We start from the raw sequence: 15,479 nt of genomic DNA, 5'->3' as shown, positions 1-15,479 counted from the left end.
TGTCACGTCGAGCACCCGCCTACTGGCGGCGCAGCACAATCTCGCCGGTCGTCGCAGCCGGCTCGGGCTCGGCGCCGCGCATCGCCTGCACGCGGTCGCGGGCGTGAAGCGCGACCTCCTTGGCCTCATGGGCCGCTTCCCGCGCCCAGACCACCGCGCGCTCCTTGCCGGATTCAGTCTCCGGCTCCGAGTCGATCTGGTTGAGGAGGTCCCAAGCGGACTCCTCGCGCTCGACCTCGTCGTACATGTGGTCCATGCCGCGACGCTCGTCCACACGCAACACGATGCGCAGCAGGTGCTGCGCCCGGCCCTCAGCAAATGCCGCGATCACAAACACCGCGACCGACAGGAGGACGGCGACGGTCAGACCGGAGACGAGCGAGGACGGCATCGGGGAACTCCTGACGAGTGGACAATTCGGACATTCAGCGTGAACCAACGGTGACGCCAACACCAGGATTCAGGCGGCGATTCCCTCAGCCCCGGGCCCACGGGCACGCTGACGCCGTAAAGGGAGAAGGGAGGGCACCGTCGAATCCGCGAGCCGTGAGGCCCGCGCTGACGGTGGCGGCGCTGCCACCGACAAGTGTAACGAACGCCGCCCTCAGGTCCCTGAGACGTCCGGCGGGGGCTCGCTACGCGGCGTCGCCGTCGCGCAGACGCTGCGAGATCACCGTGGTGACACCGTCACCGCGCATCGTTACGCCGTACAGCGCGTCCGCGATCTCCATGGTCCGCTTCTGGTGGGTGATGACGATGAGCCTGCGAGTCCTCCTGCAGTTCGCGGAAGATCTCCAGCAGGCGCCCCAGGTTCACGTCATCGAGCGCGGCCTCGACCTCATCCATCACATAGAACGGGCTGGGACGCGCCTTGAAGATCGACACCAGCATTGCCACCGCCGTGAGGGACCGCTCGCCGCCCGAGAGCAGCGAAAGCCGCTTCACCTTCTTGCCCGCGGGCCGGGCCTCGACCTCAATGCCTGTGGTCAGCATGTTGCCGGGGTCGGTCAGCACCAAGCGGCCCTCGCCGCCGGGGAACAACCGCGGGAAGACCCGGTCAAACTGCGCCTTCGTGTCGGCGAATGCCTCGGCGAAGATCTGCTCGACGCGCTCGTCGATCTCGCGCACGATCTCCATGAGGTCCTCGCGCGACTTCTTGATATCCGTGAGCCTGGTCCTGGAGGAACTTGTGTCGCTCTTCGAGGGCGGCGAACTCCTCCAGCGCGAGCGGGTTCACGCGTCCTAGGCCTGGTTCATGGCGCGCTCGGCGGCACGCAGCCGTTTCTCCTGGATCTCGCGCACGTACGGCTCGGTGCGGGGCTCGGCCGCGTCGTCGTCCGATGCGTCCGCGGAGTGGTCGCGCACGGGCACCGCGAGGTGGGGGCCGAACTCCTCGACGAGCCTGAGCCGGGTCCATCCCGAGGCTCGTCCACCGCGCGCTGCTCGAGCCTGCTCGAGGCGCACGGCGAGCCTGGGCACGGGCCACCTCGTCGCGGTGCGCGTCGTCCGTCAGTTTGCGGTGCTCCTCGGCGTGAGCCTCCACGAGTCGACGTACGTCGCCCAGTTCGCCCGAGCGCTCCGCCCGTGCCGCCTCGGCGGCGGCGCGGTTGTCATCTGCTTGCGCCACGGACCTGTCCATCGCGACCAACGCATCGGCGCAACCGGCGATGACCTCGCGGGCGGCGAGCGCCTGACGGGCACGGCGCTTGGCGGCCTCCTCGGCGCGCGCACGCGCGTCACGCTCGGCGATCACTGCGCGTTCGAGCGACTCGGCACGTGCCTGAAGCGCCCTGGCGCGTTCCTCGGACGTCCGCAGTTGCAGGCGCGACTCGGTCTCCTTGGCGCGCGCCGCCACGGCGGCCTGCGCATCCTCGTCCCGCTGCGTCTGAGCCTCGGCGGTATCCGACTCGGTCTGTTCGGGCTCGGCCTGTGCGGCCGCGAGGCGCTCCGCGAGCGACTCGAGCTCGTGAGCCTGGACTGCCATCCGCTCCTGCGCAGCGGCGATCTGACCGTCGAGGCGCTCGGAATCGTCCTTCGCCGCGCGCGCGGTCGCGCCGAGGTGCCCGAGCCTGCTCAGCCACCGCGGCCATGCGGGCGTCGGACTCGTTCAGGCGCTCCAGCGTCGACTCGTGGCGGACGCGCGCCTGCGACGCACGCTCCTCAGCCTCGCGCAGCGCGAACGTGGTGCGCTCCACCTCTGCCGCCGCAACGTCGCGCTTGGCACGTGCCTCATCGAGAGCGGCCTGCATGTGCAGGACCGAAGGGGCGTCCCCCGCCCCGCCAAAGGCCGAGCGTGCACCCAGCACGTCACCCCTGCGGGTCACGGCCGTTACCTCCGGCACCGCCGTGACAAGCGCCCGCGCCGCAGCGAGGTCGTCCACCACCGCGACACCTGACACGAGCGAACGCACCGTGTCGACGATGCCTCCCGCGCCGGAGACGAGGTCGCTCGCCCAAGCGGCGCCCGCGGGAAGCGACGCCTGCGGGTTGTCCGCCCTGGCCGCCGCATCGGCCACGAGGAACCGAGCGCGGCCAGCGTCCTCGTCGCGCAGCCACCGGATCGCATCGACGGCCTGCTCGACGGAGTCGACGGCGAGCGCATCGGCCAGCGGGCCAAGCGCAGCCGCGATCGCGTCCTCGGCGTCGGCCTCCACCTCGATCAGCGCTGCGACGGTGCCACGCACCGCGGTCGAGCCCGAGGCGAGCAACTCCCCCGCCCCGTCCTTGCGTGCCAACGACAACTCGAGAGCCTCGGCGCGCGCCGCATGCGTGTCACGCTCGCGCGTGGCCGTGTGCACCGCCTCCTTGAGGGTGTCGAGCGCAGCCTTGGCCGCGTCCCACTCGGCCGTCGCGGCCTCGTGAGCCGTGTCGAGGTCTTCCTCCCCGTCCTCGACCGATGCCACCGTGGTCTCGAGGTGCTGGAATTCGGTGGTGGCCTCATGGGCGCGCTTCAAGGCGGCGTCCTTCGACTCACGTAGGCGGCCAATCTCGGCCTCGGCGGCCTCCACGCGCGAGCGCCGTGCGGCGACGTCTCCCGCGAGGCGCGCCACGCCTTCGCGACGGTCGGCGACCGACCGCAACAGGTTCGCCAGGTGACGTTCGGATCGCTCAGCGAGGTCCTCCGCCTCGCGGCGCGCAACCTCCGCAGCCTCGAGACTTACGGCTGCCGCGGCGACCTCGGAGTCGAGTTCCGCCTTGGCGTCACGCGCACGGTCCAGGCTGCTCATCGAGGTCAACAAGATCGGTGGGCGGAGCGGCATCGGTGTGCGTGCCGAGCATGCGCAGGCGCTCCTGCGCGAGCGACTCAAGGTTGCGCAGGCGTTCGCGCAGCGCCGAGAGCCGGTAGTACGTGTCGTTCGCCCTAGTCAGCGCGGGAGTCGCCTCGGCGGCGGCCTGCTCGAGTGCGGCGAGCCGTGCTCGCGCCTCGCCGAGCGCCTTCTCGATCTCCTCGCGACGCTCGATCAGCGCGGACTCGTCGGCCTTCTCCTGGGTGAGCCGCGCCTGCATCTGAGCCAGGTCATCGGCCAGCAGTCGCGACTTGGCGTCGCGCACGTCGACCTGAATGAACTGGGCACGCCTCGCGACCTCCGCCTGCTTGCCGAGCGGACCCAGGCGGCGGCGAATCTCCGCCGTGAGGTCGGTGACGCGCGTCAGGTTGCCCTGCATCGCGTCGAGCTTGCGCAGGGCCTTGTCCTTGCGCTTACGGTGCTTGAGGATGCCCGCGGCTTCCTCAATGAAGTGGCGGCGCTCCTCCGGGGTGGCACGCAGGACGGCATCGAGCCTGTCCCTGGCCCACGATGACGTGCATCTCGCGGCCAAGGCCCGAATCGGACAGTAGGTCCTGAATGTCGAGCAGGCGGCACTGCGAGCCGTTGATCGCGTACTCCGAGCCGCCTGTCCTGAACAGCGTGCGGGAGATCGTCACCTCGGTGTAGTCGATGGGCAGGGCGCCGTCCGAGTTGTCGATGGTGAGCGACACCTCCGCACGACCCAAGGGCGCGCGCCCGGACGTGCCCGCGAAGATGACGTCGTCCATCTTGCCGCCGCGCAGGGTTTTCGCGCCCTGCTCGCCCATGACCCACGCGAGCGCGTCGACGACGTTCGACTTGCCGGAGCCGTTGGGCCCCACCACGCAGGTCACGCCTGGCTCGAACTCGAGGGTGGTGGCGGACGCGAAGGACTTGAAGCCCCGGAGCGTCAGCGTCTTGAGATGCACGGGGGTCAGCCTAGTGGCGCGCCACGCCTGGAAGCACGGGGCGCGCCACCGGCGCCCCGCTTACTGCGCGGCAGGGTCGTACGGCTCGAGGTCGTCGGCCTTGACGCCATCAGCCGCGTGCATGTCATGCATGATCTTCAGGCGCTTCGCGCCCCAATAATCCATGATCGCGAACAGGAGCCCCGAGATGACGAAGGTGAAGTGGAGGCCGATGCGCCACGCCACGGCCTCGTAGTCCAACGCCTTCTCCGGGTCGGAGGCTGCGACGAAGTCCTTCAGGAGCAGGATCACGGAGATCGCGACCAGCGAGCCGATGAGCTTCATCTTCAGGCCGGAGAAGTCGACGTGACCCATCCACGACGGGCGGTCCTCGGACTCCTCGGCGGCCGAGATCTTCGACACGAAGTTCTCGTAGCCAGCGAAGATCACGATGAGGATGAGGTTGCCCAGCAGTGCGATGTCGATGAGCGACAGGATCTGCACCGTCGGCTCGTCGGCCTCGGTGGGCTCGTCTCCGGTGATGGTGAACTCGGTGATGAGGTGCCACAGGCTCGCTGAAGAACATGATGGCGACCATCACGATGCCGACCACCAGGCCCAGATACATGGGCGCCAGCAGCCATCGCGTGGCAAAGATGGTCTTCTCGAGGCCCGTCTCGACGGGCTTCAGGCCGCTCACAGCGAGGGGAACCAGATCGAGATCTCGCGCGCGGCGGACTCGGTGGAGTCCGAGCCGTGGACGAGGTTCTGGATCACGGCGGTGGGCCACTGGCGGCCCAGGTCGCCTCGGATGGTGCCGGGGGCTGCCGTGGTGGGGTCCGTGGCGCCTGCCAGCGAACGGAAGCCCTCGATGACGCGGTCGCCCTCCGCCACGATGGCGAGCACCGGGCCGGACAGCATGAAGTCGACGAGCGGCTGGTAGAAGGGCTTGCCCACGTGCTCCTCGTAGTGACGCTCGAGCAGGCTCCACCGTGGGGGTGACGAGCCTGAACGGCGGCAAGCGTGTAGCCCTTGGCCTCGATACGGCGCAGGATCTCGCCCGCCAGGGCGCGCTCCACGCCGTCGGGCTTGACGAGAATCAGGGTGCGTTCGGTGGGGACGGTCATGGCCGCGAGAATACATGCCGCGGGTAGCGCTCAAGCGAACGGCCGATGCTGTCGCGGGCACGGCACGCGTGCGGGCGTGGGACCATGGGGCACGTGATCACGCTCGCCGATTTCGACACCTACCCCGACTTCCCCGTCGAGGGCATCCTCTTCTACGACATCTCCCCCATCCTCGCGGACCCCGTGCGGTTCAAGGAGGCGTGTGACGCGCTGACGCCGGACGCCGAGATCGACGTGGTGGTGGGCGTGGACGCGCGCGGGTTCATCTTCGCGCCCGTGGTGGCGCAGGCGATGGGCATCGGCATGTCGATGGTGCGCAAGAAGGGCAAGATGCCAGGGGAACTCCTGGAGGCCGACGCCACCATCGAGTACGGCGCCTCGGAGGCTCGTGGTGAGCCCCAACGGCCTCGCGGGCAAGCGGGTCCTCGTGATCGACGACGTGCTGGCCACGGGAGGCACCGCGCGTGCGGTCGCCGACATGCTGGAGCGTGCGGGCGCGGCGAGCGTGCGCTTCGCGTTCCTCATGGAGATCGCTGGCCTGCCCGGCCGCGAACGCCTCGCCGAGTACGCCGTCGAGTCCGTGGTGACGGTCGACTAGGGCGTCAGCCCAACCGGGCGCGGCGGTAGCCGGGAGCCCAGCGCACCGACAGGGGCACGAGCGGCACGAGCATGAATAGCGCGGCCGTGACCTGGAAGAGCACGTAACCCTGGCTGGGCCGCGCCGGCACCGTGGCGAGGTCCGCGACATATGCCGTGTGGACCACGAGACCCACGAGCAGCGCCACGGCTCCGAGCACGATGACGATGGTCAGGAGCCAGGCCGGCGCCTGCGACTCGCGCGGGTGGAAGCGCAGGTGAATCGACCACTGGCGCAGGGCGTCATACATGGCGCTCGCGCCGAGGATGAGGCCGAGGAACAACAGCACGTAGGTCGAGGTTTCGAGGCTGGCCTCGATGCCCTCCCTCGTCGCCTCCGCGCTCACCAGGTAGACGGTCTCCAACGCCCAAAACAGCATGACGAGACCGGTGACGCCCACCACGGCATCGGCGAACAGTCGCCACGCCATGCGGCTCATGCGGGGCTCTCCCCCACCTCGGGCTGAGCGGCCTCACGCTCCTGGGCCGCCAGACGCTCCTCAAAGGCCACGTCTCGCTCCGCGCGCTCACGGTCGATACGGCCGCCGATGCGCAGCGCCGCGATCCACAGCACCAGGAACACGGCTCCCATGATGGTGATGGCGGTGTCCACGACGCCCGCGGCGAGCAGCGGGACCTGCATGCCCCAGCCGAGCCACACGCCCCACGACTTCGACTGCGCGCCCGCCGACCAACCCATCAGCACCGTCAGTGCGAGGCCGCCGCCGATGATGAGCCCTGCGGGTGCGTCGAGCGATCCGCCCTGCACCAGGCCGAAGCCGAGCAGGGTCGCAAAGAACATGGTGAATGCCTCGCACAGGAGGACGGTCTGGCGGAACGTCAGTTGCGCCGAGCGCAGGGGCTTGCGCGGGGCCGATGCGACGGCCGGTTCCGAGGTCTGGTCCGTCATCGTGCCTGTCCCGTTCCCTTACGCTCGTCGGCCCGCATGAGGATGCGGGTTTCTGCCACGACTGTGACGGAGCCGACGGCGATGACGCCGGCCCCCATGTCATGATCCCGCTCCGCGCGCTGGACCGCCTCGTCGATCGCGTCGGGAAGCGACGCGGCCACAGTGACCCGGTCCTCGCCGAACAGGTCGATCGCGATCTCGGCCAGGTCATCGGCCGGGATGGCACGCGGCGACTGCGACGACGTCACCACCACGTGGTCGAGCACCGGCTCGAGCCCGGCGAGGATGCCCTCGGCATCCTTGTCGGCGAGCACGCCCACCACGCCCACGAGCGTCTGGAACGTAAACGACTCCTCGAGTGCCTCCACGAGGGCGTCAATGCCCGCGGGGTTGTGTGCCGCGTCGACCAGCACCATCGGCGACGTCCGCACGGCCTCAAGCCGTCCCGGCGAGGTGACGGCACCAAAGCCAGCCTCCACGGCATCGGCCGCGAGAGCCTGGGGCTCCGCACCATCGGCCAGGAGCGCCTCCACCGCCGCGAGCGCCAAGAGCGCGTTGTGGGCCTGGTGCGCGCCGTACAGCGGCACGAAGATCTCGGCGTACGTGGCGGCGGTGGTGCGCAGCGTGACGAGCGCCCTCCCACGCCGGGCTGGCGGTCCACGACCTCGAGGTCGTTGTCCTCCCAGCGGGCCTTTGCGCCCCGCGCGGCGACGGCATCGATCAGCACGGGCAGCACCACCTCGGGCTGAGCCGAGATCACCGCCGCGGCACCGTCCTTGATGATGCCGGACTTCTCGGTCGCGATCGCCTGCAGGGTGTCGCCGAGCCACTGGGCGTGGTCCATCGAGATGGGCGAGATGACGGCCACGTCGCCATCGGCAACGTTGGTGGCGTCCCACACGCCGCCCATACCCACCTCGATCACCGCGACGTCCACGGGGGCATCCGCAAACGCCGCGTACGCGAGCACCACGAGGACCTCGAAGAACGACAGGCGCGGGCCGCCCGTCTCCACGGACCGGGCGTCGACCAGGTGGATGATGGGCGCGACCTCGCCCCACAGGCGGATGAAGTCGTCCTGCCCGATGGGTTCTCCGTCGATCTGGATGCGCTCGCGCACGCTCGTGAGGTGCGGGGAGGTGAACAGTCCCGTGCGCAGCCCGTGCTCGCGTACCAGCGACTCCGCCATCCGGGCGGTCGAGGTCTTGCCGTTGGTGCCGGTGAGGTGAATCACCTTGAAGGGCTCTGGGGGTCGCCCAGGAGTTCGCAGGCCTCGCGCACGCGGTCGAGCGTGGGCTCAAAGTCATGCTCCGGGTTGCGGGACAGGATGTGCTGGTAGATCTCGCGCTCGGCCTCGTCCGGGGTGAGGCCGCCGAGTACCAAGTCGGATGTGTCAGGCATGGGGACAGTCTTCCACGCCCGACGCTCGCCGCCCGCGCCACCGCCCTCCCCCGCGCGGCGACTCCCAAGGTATCCCGTGACGGGTGAGACAGATGGGGCCGATGCGACCCGGCCGGCCGTCCCGTCGGCCTCATCCGTCACGTTCACCCTTGGGAATCGCTCGTGGTGGCTTACGCGGAGATGGTCTCCGTGGAGGACTCGCCCGCGTCTGCCAGGCGCTCCGGGACAATCTTGACCTGCGCGAGGTGCTCACGCTGGACCACCATGCGCGCCGCGGCGACCAGGGTGATCGAGCCCGCGACCAGAACGCCCGCGTCCGGACCGGAGCCGAGCGCCATCTGGGTCGCGACATCGAGAGCCTCGGCCACCGTGGGCGCCACGGTGACCCGCTCTGCTCCCCACACCTCGCGCGCGGCGGCGGCCGGCTCGTCGACAGGCGTGGCCCGAGGCGAGGTGGTCTGGGTCACCACCACGTGATCGACCACGCGCTCGAGGCCGGCGAGGATGCCGTCCCCGTCCTTGTCCGCAAGCACCGCGACCACGCCGACGGTGGAGGAGAAGCCAAAGGCCTCGGGAAGGGTGGCGGCGAGGGCCTCAACGCCGTGAGGGTTGTGGGCGGCATCGACGACGATGGTCGGCTGGTCCGAGATGACCTCGAGACGCCCTGGCGAGGTGGCTCCCGCAAAGCCTCGAGCCACCGCGTCGGAGTCCAGCGCCTCGGCGGCCGGCACCTCGTGGAAACGCTCGAGGAACGCCTCGACGGCCGCCAGCGCGATCATCGCGTTCTGCGCCTGGAAGTCGCCGTGCAGCGGCACGAGGGCCTCCGAGACGGCGCCCATGCTGCGCATCCGCACCACCTGACCGGCGGGGTCGGCGACGCGCCCGAGCACCTCATGGTGCACGCCCTCCCAGCGCATGACGGCACCCGCGCTCGCAGGCTGCGGCGCGGATGATGTCCTCGGCCACCTCGGGCTGCATGGCGGACACCACCGTGGCGCCCTCCTTGATGATCCCCGACTTCTCCGAGGCCACACCGGTGATCCCGCCCACGAAGTAGTTCGAGTGGTCTTCCGCCATGGGGGTAAGGACCGCGACCTCGCCGTCGCCCACGTTGGTGGCGTCGCGCGAACCGCCGATGCCCACCTCGATGACGGCGACGTCGACGCCGGCGTCGGCATAGGCCGTGAAGCCCAAGACCGTGAGGATCTCGAAGAACGACATGCGCGGGCCGCCCGCGGCCAGCGAGTCGTTGTCGATCGCCTGAATGACCGGGGAGACGCGATCCCAGAGGCGCACGAGGGCCTCCTGCGCCAGCGGCTGTCCGTCGATCTGGATGCGCTCGCGGAAGGTGGTCAGGTGGGGCGAGGTGAACAGGCCTGTGGTGAGGCCATGAGCGCGCAGCAGTGATTCGATCATGCGGCTCGTGGACGTCTTGCCGTTGGTGCCGGTGACGTGGACGATGCGCAGCATGCGATGGGGATCACCCAGGCGCGCGAGGGCGGCGGACACGCGACGCAACTTTGCGGCATGGTCCGACTCGGGGCTACGGGAGAAGATCAGAGCGTCGATCTCACGCTCGGCGTCGGCAGGGCTGAGGCCTGCGATGGAGGGGTGGTTCACGGAGATATTGTGCGGCACGCCAAGCCGTGAGAATGACCGTTTCGACCACGAATTTTCTTGACCCTCTCTTTACCGGATTTACCAGGCATTTTGCTCCGAATCGCGCCTCCTGATGAGGGTGGCGCGCGACACACCGATGACGGCACGCCGATGCCGCGAGAACGCACGCACGCCACGTCGCGCCGGAAGCCGCCCCGGCGACCCCGTTCACTGCCGTTCGGGGCGGTTGGCGGGCCCCGTCTGACAACGCCCGAACCCCTGACGATGAGATGATGCGAGCGTGAGAGATCAGTACGGCCACCGCCAACTGTCGACCGGCTGGTCGCTCGTCATGGCGGGCGTCGCGGCACTCGTCGGCATGGGAATCGTCATCGGCATCCTGTGGCTCGCGGGCGGACTTGGCGGCACCGAGCCCACCGAAAGCCCTACCGCGAACGCGGCGATCGCCATCACCGACGCGTAAGAAACTCCACGATCGCAGGCAACGCGTTCCGGCGCAGATTGTCGCCCGCCTCACCGTCCGCGATCCAGTCGTAGTGCGCCACCGCACGCCCCATCGACCACCCCTCGGCGTGCGGCATCGAGGCGAGGTAGCGCCGAGCATTCTCGCCGGGCTCCGCCTCGGCATCGGCATCTCCCCACAGGACCAACGCAGGCGTGCGGATCTCGCCGAGCGACGCGTCATCGACCAGCGAGCCGATGCTCGGGGCGAGCATCACGGCGCGGCTCACCCTGGCATCGGCGACGTCGGCGGCCGATGCGGCGACGAGCGCTGCGAGCGAGGCGCCGTCGTAGCGTGAGGCCAGTCGCTCCAGAAGGTCAGGCATCTCTGGAAGCGGAGGCAGCGGCGCTTCACCCGACAGCACCGCCTCCACCACCCGTGGGTCGAGCCGAGCCCCGGCGAGCGCCGCGGCCGTGTAGCCGCCCAGCGAAAAACCCGCGACGCTCACCCGGGTCGCGTCGACGGCAAACGCGGCAAGCGCCCAGTCGAGCGCCAGGCTGACGTCTCGAGGACGCTCCCACGGGCACGCGAACCCTTCCGGCAGATAGGCCTCGGCCGACGTGTTTCCGTGGTGATCGACGCCCACCACCACGTGACCGGCCGCGACCAGCGCCTGGGCGAGCCATCCGAGCTGGGCCACCTGTCCCCCAGTGCCGTGTGACAGGAGCGTGAGGGGAGCCTCGCCCTCACCGTTGGTGGGCTCCCAGACGGTCAGGCGCAGCGGACGCGGGGACACCGGATCTGCCCAGGAGCGACGGCTGCGGTCTTCGATGACGAGGGTGCGCACGCGCCCCAGTCAACCAGCCGCAGGGTCAGCGCGTCGCGACCTCGGCCCCCGGAGTGTTCGACCACTGCGACCACGACCCCGGGTAGAGGGCCGCGCGCACGCCCGCGACCTCGAGCGCCGCGATCTCGTGCGCAGCGGTGACGCCGGAACCGCAGTACACGGCGACCTCGGAATCGTGACCCACGCCCGCGTCGGCGAAGCGCGCCGCGAGGACCGCGCTGGGCAGGAAGCACCCGTCTTCACCCACGTTGCCCGCGGTGGGGACGTTGACGGCGCCGGGGATGTGGCCCGCACGGGGGTCGACGGGCTCGACGTCGCCGTGGAAGCGCTCGGGCGCTCGCGCGTCCATCAGGACGCCGTGCGCGGGCCACGTGGCGGCCTCGGTGAGGTCGATGACCGGCATGAGGCCCCACGCGAGCGACGTGGCGCCTGCGGCGACGTCGACGGCGCCGGATTCCACCGCACCGCCGTCCGCCATCCAGGCGGCGAGCCCGCCGTCGAGGATGCGCGCATCCACGCCGGCGTGGCGCAGCAACCACCAGGCCCTGGCGGCGGCCAGCGACGGCCCGTCGTCGTAGACCACGACGGTGTCGCCGTCGTTCAACCCCCAGCGCCGCGCAGCGGCCTGCAAGGCGGCATGGTCCGGCAACGGATGCCTACCGTCGGAGGGTTCACCGTGCGCCGCGAGGCTCGGTGTCGAGGTCGACGTAGACGGCCCCCGGGAGGTGGGCGTCGAGGTACGCAGGCTTGCCGTCGGGCTGCGCGAGCGACCAGCGCACGTCCAGGAGGCGGACGGCGCCGGCGTGCGCGTCGCCGAGCTCCTCACGGAGCTCGGCGACGGTCACCAGGGGCATCAGTTGGCGACGCTGACGACGGCCGCAAGGTCGCCATCGCCGGAGACGGTGACGCGCGCGGCACCCGTGGCGGGGTCCACCGCAAGGGTCTCCCCGCGATGAGCCTCGGTCCACGTGGTCACGGCATCGACGCGGTCGGCGGGGACGGTCAGCGTCAGCACGATGCGATCGCTGACCTGAAGACCCTCGGCCTTGCGGGTGTCCTGGATCACGCGGATCACGTCGCGGGCGTAGCCCTCTGCCTCGAGTTCGGGGGTCAGTGCGGTCTCCAGGAGCACGAAGCCGCCGGAGCCGAGCACCGCAGCGGCCTCGTCCGCGGCGTCGTCCGAGCCGCCGATGACGGTGGCGAGTTCGTATTCGCCCTCCTCCAGCGCGATACCGCCGGACACCACCTGTCCGTCAGTGACCGACCAGTCGCCGGTCTTGGCGCCCTTGATGGCGGCCTGGACGTCCTTGCCGATGCGCGGGCCGGCCGCGCGGGCGTTGACGGCGAGGCGCTGCTCGACGGGGTGGGCCGCGGTGAAGTCCTCGGCGGTGACGACGCGCACGGCCTTGACGTTGAGCCTCGGACGCGATCAGATCGGCGTACGGAGCGAGCGCGTGCGGCTCGGCCACCGCAACCTCGAGGGCCGCGAGCGGCTGACGGACGCGAATCTTCTCCGCCTTGCGCAGGGCGTGGGCAGCCGAGACGACCTCGCGCACCTGGTCCATGACGCCGCCGAGCGACGAGTCGACCCACGCGGCCTCGACCGTCGGATAGTCCGTCAGGTGCACCGAGCGCTCGCCGGTGAGGCCCCGATAGATCTCCTCGGTCTCCAGCGGCAGCAGGGTGCCGCCAGGCGCGTCACCGTCGTCAGCACGGTCCATAGGGTGTCGAACGCCGCGGCGTCTTCATCCCAGAACCGATCGCGCTGCGTGCGGATGTACCAGTTGGTCAGCAGATCCATAAACTGCGTGAGCGAGTCGGAGGCACCCGGGACGTCGTACGCCTCCAACTGCGACGCCATCGCCTCGGTGAGCCTCGGCCGTCTTGGCCAGCACGTAGCGATCCATCACCGGAAGCCCAGCCACGGCATCGGCCGCAAGGGGCTTGGCCGTGTAGCCGGTGGCGCCGTTGGCGGCACCGGCGTACAGCGTGAAGAAGTAATACGAGGCTCCACAGCGGCAGCATCACCTCGCGGACGCCCTCGCGGATGCCCTCCTCGGTGACGATGAGGTTGCCTCCGCGCAGGATGGGCGAACTCATGAGGAACCAGCGCATCGCGTCCGAGCCGTCGCGGTGGAACACCTCGTTGACGTCCGGGTAGTTGCGCAGCGACTTCGACATCTTGCGGCCGTCGGAACCGAGCACGATGCCGTGCGAGATGCACGTCGAGAACGCGGGGCGGTCAAACAGCGCGGTCGCGAGGACGTGCATGACGTAGAACCAGCCGCGGGTCTGGCCGATGTACTCGACGATGAAATCCGCCGGGTTGTGGGTGTCGAACCAGTCCTGGTTCTCGAACGGGTAGTGCACCTGCGCGAACGGCATGGAGCCGCTGTCGAACCACACGTCGAACACGTCGGAGATGCGGCGCATCGTCGACTGCCCCGTAGGGTCGTCGGGGTTGGGGCGCGTGAGGTCGTCGATGTACGGGCGGTGCAGGTCGGGCTGCCCCTCCTCGTTCAGCGGCAGGCGGCCGAAGTCGCGCTCCAGGCTCCTCGAAGGACCCGTAGACGTCGGTGCGCGGGTAGGCGGGGTTGTCGCTGACCCACACCGGGATGGGGGTGCCGAAGTAGCGGTTGCGGCTGATGGACCAGTCGCGCGCCCCCTCGAGCCACTTGCCGAACTGGCCCTCCTTGATGTGCTCGGGCACCCAGGTGATGTCCTCGTTCAGGCTCGACCATACGGGCGCGGAAGTCGGTGACCTTGATGAACCACGAGGAGATGGCACGGTAGATCAGGGTTGCGGCAGCGCCAGCAGTGCGGATAGGCTGTGGTCGTAGGTCTCGTGGCGCAGCACCAGGTCGCGGGCCTTGAGGTCCTTGATGATGCCGGGGTTGGCGTCGAAGACCTGCTCACCCACGTAGTCCGTGATCTCCGCGGTGAAGCGGCCCTTGGAGTCCACGGGCACCACGGTGCCGATGCCGTTGGCCGCACACACGGCCGCGTCGTCCTCACCGAAGCCGGGGGCCATGTGGACGATTCCGGTGCCGTCCTCGACGGACACGAAGTCCGCCACGAGCACCCGGTGGGCGTTCTCGAAACCTGCGAAGTACGCGAAGGGCGGCGTGTAGGCGAGCCCGCCCAGCGCGGCGCCGGTGACGGTCGCGACGACCGTCGCGTCCTCACCCAACTCGCGGGAGTAGGCGGCCAGGCGTGCGGAGCCGATGATGAGGCGGCGGCCGGCGAACGCCGACTCGGCGCCGGGAGCCACCACGGAGTACTCGATCTCGGGGCCGACGGCCACGGCGAGGTTGCTGGGCAGCGTCCACGGCGTGGTGGTCCAGATCAGGATCTCCGCGCCCGCGAGGTCGCCGGGGCCGTCCACGAGCGGGAAGGTCACCGTGAGCGCGGGGTCCTGGCGGGACGCGTAAACGTCGTCGTCCATGCGCAGGCTCGTGGTTGGACAGCGGCGTCTCATCGCGCCAGCAGTACGGCAGCACGCGATGGCCCTCGTACGCGAGGCCCTTGTCGTACAGCGACTTGAAGGCCCAGATCACGGACTCCATGAAGGTGGGATCGAGCGTCTTGTAGTCGTTCTCGAAGTCCACCCAGCGCGCCTGACGGGTGACGTAGTCCTGCCACTCATCGGTGTAACGCAGCACGGAGTCACGGCACGCCTTGTTGAAGGCGGCGATGCCCATCTCCTCGATCTGCGACTTGTCGGTGATGCCCAGGATGCGCTCCGCCTCGAGCCCGGCAGGCAGACCGTGGGTGTCCCAGCCGAAGCGGCGCTCGACCTTCTTGCCGCGCATGGTCTCGAAGCGCGGCACCACGTCCTTGGCGTAACCGGTGAGGAGGTGGCCGTAGTGCGGCAGGCCGTTGGCGAACGGAGGACCGTCGTAGAAGACGAACTCCTCCGCGTCGGCACGGTTGTCGATGGACGCCTGGAACGTCCCGTCCTGCTTCCAGTACGCGAGCACGTCCTCCTCAACAGAGGGAAAGGCTCGGGGAGGCGGGAACCTCGGCGTCGGGCCGATGCTGGGGGTACGTGCTCATCGCGGTGCGCGTCCTTCACTGGGTGGTCGTTGCTGCCGTGCGAGGACGCCTCGCGCGTGCCTCTCGCACGCACCTAGCGCGGTACCACCCCGCTTGCACCCGAGGGTGCCGCTCATGCCTCCGCTTCCACGGAAACGCCGCTATGACGGGCTGCCCGTGCGGTTCTACTGAGGCCGAGGCCCGTTCTTCCGCAAGGCTCACCGGTGATAACCGGGTCGACGCTGGTACGCCCAGTGTACGACAGA

General features: G+C 69.7%; 11 protein-coding genes and 5 pseudogenes. 2 read left to right on the top strand and 14 right to left on the bottom strand.

Features of this window, described 5'->3' with window-relative positions; genetic code table 11:
• Positions 1-19: 19 nt before the first annotated feature.
• The 4 genes and pseudogenes from QQK48_RS14295 to ndk all read right to left on the bottom strand — a co-directional run bounded on the left by QQK48_RS14295 (position 20) and on the right by ndk (position 5,322).
• On the bottom strand, positions 20-391 hold the full coding sequence (locus QQK48_RS14295; protein WP_284328907.1) for a hypothetical protein: 372 nt from the start codon (positions 389-391) through the stop codon (positions 20-22).
• Positions 392-635: 244 nt separating this feature from the next.
• A pseudogene (gene smc, locus QQK48_RS22090) lies at positions 636-4,216 on the bottom strand (chromosome segregation protein SMC).
• A 60-nt stretch (positions 4,217-4,276) separates the two neighbouring features.
• Positions 4,277-4,765: a YqhA family protein gene (locus tag QQK48_RS14285; protein WP_284329411.1), complete on the bottom strand. Its 489-nt coding sequence runs from the start codon at positions 4,763-4,765 to the stop codon at positions 4,277-4,279.
• A 126-nt stretch (positions 4,766-4,891) separates the two neighbouring features.
• Positions 4,892-5,322, bottom strand: a pseudogene (ndk, locus tag QQK48_RS14280) (nucleoside-diphosphate kinase).
• Positions 5,323-5,406: 84 nt separating this feature from the next.
• On the opposite strand from ndk, the gene QQK48_RS14275 reads away from it, so the two are divergent.
• Positions 5,407-5,949 carry a type I phosphoribosyltransferase gene (locus QQK48_RS14275; RefSeq protein ID WP_284328906.1) on the top strand — a complete coding sequence of 181 codons (543 nt, stop codon included), beginning with the start codon at positions 5,407-5,409 and terminating at the stop codon, positions 5,947-5,949.
• Here the strand turns inward: QQK48_RS14275 and QQK48_RS14270 are convergent.
• From QQK48_RS14270 to QQK48_RS14250, 7 genes and pseudogenes are all read right to left on the bottom strand, one after another.
• Positions 5,925-6,398 carry a hypothetical protein gene (locus QQK48_RS14270; protein ID WP_284328905.1) on the bottom strand — a complete coding sequence of 158 codons (474 nt, stop codon included), beginning with the start codon at positions 6,396-6,398 and terminating at the stop codon, positions 5,925-5,927. The genes QQK48_RS14275 and QQK48_RS14270 overlap by 25 nt on opposite strands.
• Positions 6,395-6,868 (bottom strand): DUF4233 domain-containing protein, encoded by a 474-nt coding sequence (locus QQK48_RS14265; RefSeq protein ID WP_284328904.1) that lies wholly within the window; start codon positions 6,866-6,868, stop codon positions 6,395-6,397. Before QQK48_RS14265 ends, QQK48_RS14270 begins: the two co-directional genes overlap by 4 nt.
• A complete protein-coding gene (locus QQK48_RS20350) occupies positions 6,865-7,284 on the bottom strand; it encodes a glutamate ligase domain-containing protein (RefSeq protein ID WP_348523645.1) in 420 nt (139 codons plus the stop codon). The genes QQK48_RS14265 and QQK48_RS20350 overlap by 4 nt, the downstream gene beginning before the upstream one ends.
• Positions 7,285-7,589: 305 nt before the next feature.
• Positions 7,590-8,102, bottom strand: a pseudogene (locus tag QQK48_RS20345) (bifunctional folylpolyglutamate synthase/dihydrofolate synthase); the annotation flags it as partial.
• Complete coding sequence (locus QQK48_RS20340; RefSeq protein WP_348523644.1) at positions 8,099-8,269, bottom strand: hypothetical protein; 171 nt, start codon at positions 8,267-8,269, stop codon at positions 8,099-8,101. The pseudogene QQK48_RS20345 and the gene QQK48_RS20340, both read right to left, overlap by 4 nt.
• 170 nt (positions 8,270-8,439) lie before the next feature.
• Positions 8,440-9,186: a glutamate ligase domain-containing protein gene (locus QQK48_RS14255; RefSeq protein ID WP_284328903.1), complete on the bottom strand. Its 747-nt coding sequence runs from the start codon at positions 9,184-9,186 to the stop codon at positions 8,440-8,442.
• On the bottom strand, positions 9,161-9,889 hold the full coding sequence (locus QQK48_RS14250) for a bifunctional folylpolyglutamate synthase/dihydrofolate synthase (protein ID WP_284328902.1): 729 nt from the start codon (positions 9,887-9,889) through the stop codon (positions 9,161-9,163). The genes QQK48_RS14255 and QQK48_RS14250 overlap by 26 nt, the downstream gene beginning before the upstream one ends.
• 280 nt (positions 9,890-10,169) lie before the next feature.
• Here QQK48_RS14250 and QQK48_RS14245 point away from each other — a divergent pair, with 280 nt between their 5' ends.
• The gene (locus tag QQK48_RS14245) at positions 10,170-10,352 is read left to right on the top strand and encodes a hypothetical protein (RefSeq protein WP_284328901.1); all 183 of its coding nucleotides are present in this window, start codon (positions 10,170-10,172) and stop codon (positions 10,350-10,352) included.
• Here QQK48_RS14245 and QQK48_RS14240 read toward each other — a convergent pair.
• From QQK48_RS14240 to ileS, 3 genes and pseudogenes are all read right to left on the bottom strand, one after another.
• Positions 10,339-11,178 (bottom strand): alpha/beta hydrolase family protein, encoded by an 840-nt coding sequence (locus tag QQK48_RS14240; protein WP_284328900.1) that lies wholly within the window; start codon positions 11,176-11,178, stop codon positions 10,339-10,341. The two genes, QQK48_RS14245 and QQK48_RS14240, sit on opposite strands and share 14 nt — an antisense overlap.
• Before the next feature lie 25 nt (positions 11,179-11,203).
• A pseudogene (locus tag QQK48_RS14235) lies at positions 11,204-12,032 on the bottom strand (sulfurtransferase).
• A pseudogene (gene ileS, locus QQK48_RS20335) lies at positions 12,032-15,234 on the bottom strand (isoleucine--tRNA ligase). Before ileS ends, QQK48_RS14235 begins: the two co-directional pseudogenes overlap by 1 nt.
• Between the last annotated feature and the right edge of the window lie 245 nt (positions 15,235-15,479).

Origin of the sequence: Demequina litorisediminis (assembly GCF_030161615.1) — a bacterium.
Classification (GTDB): domain Bacteria; phylum Actinomycetota; class Actinomycetes; order Actinomycetales; family Demequinaceae; genus Demequina; species Demequina litorisediminis.
Note: the sequence above shows the minus strand (reverse complement) of the source record. Positions and strands in the feature narration are given on the sequence as shown.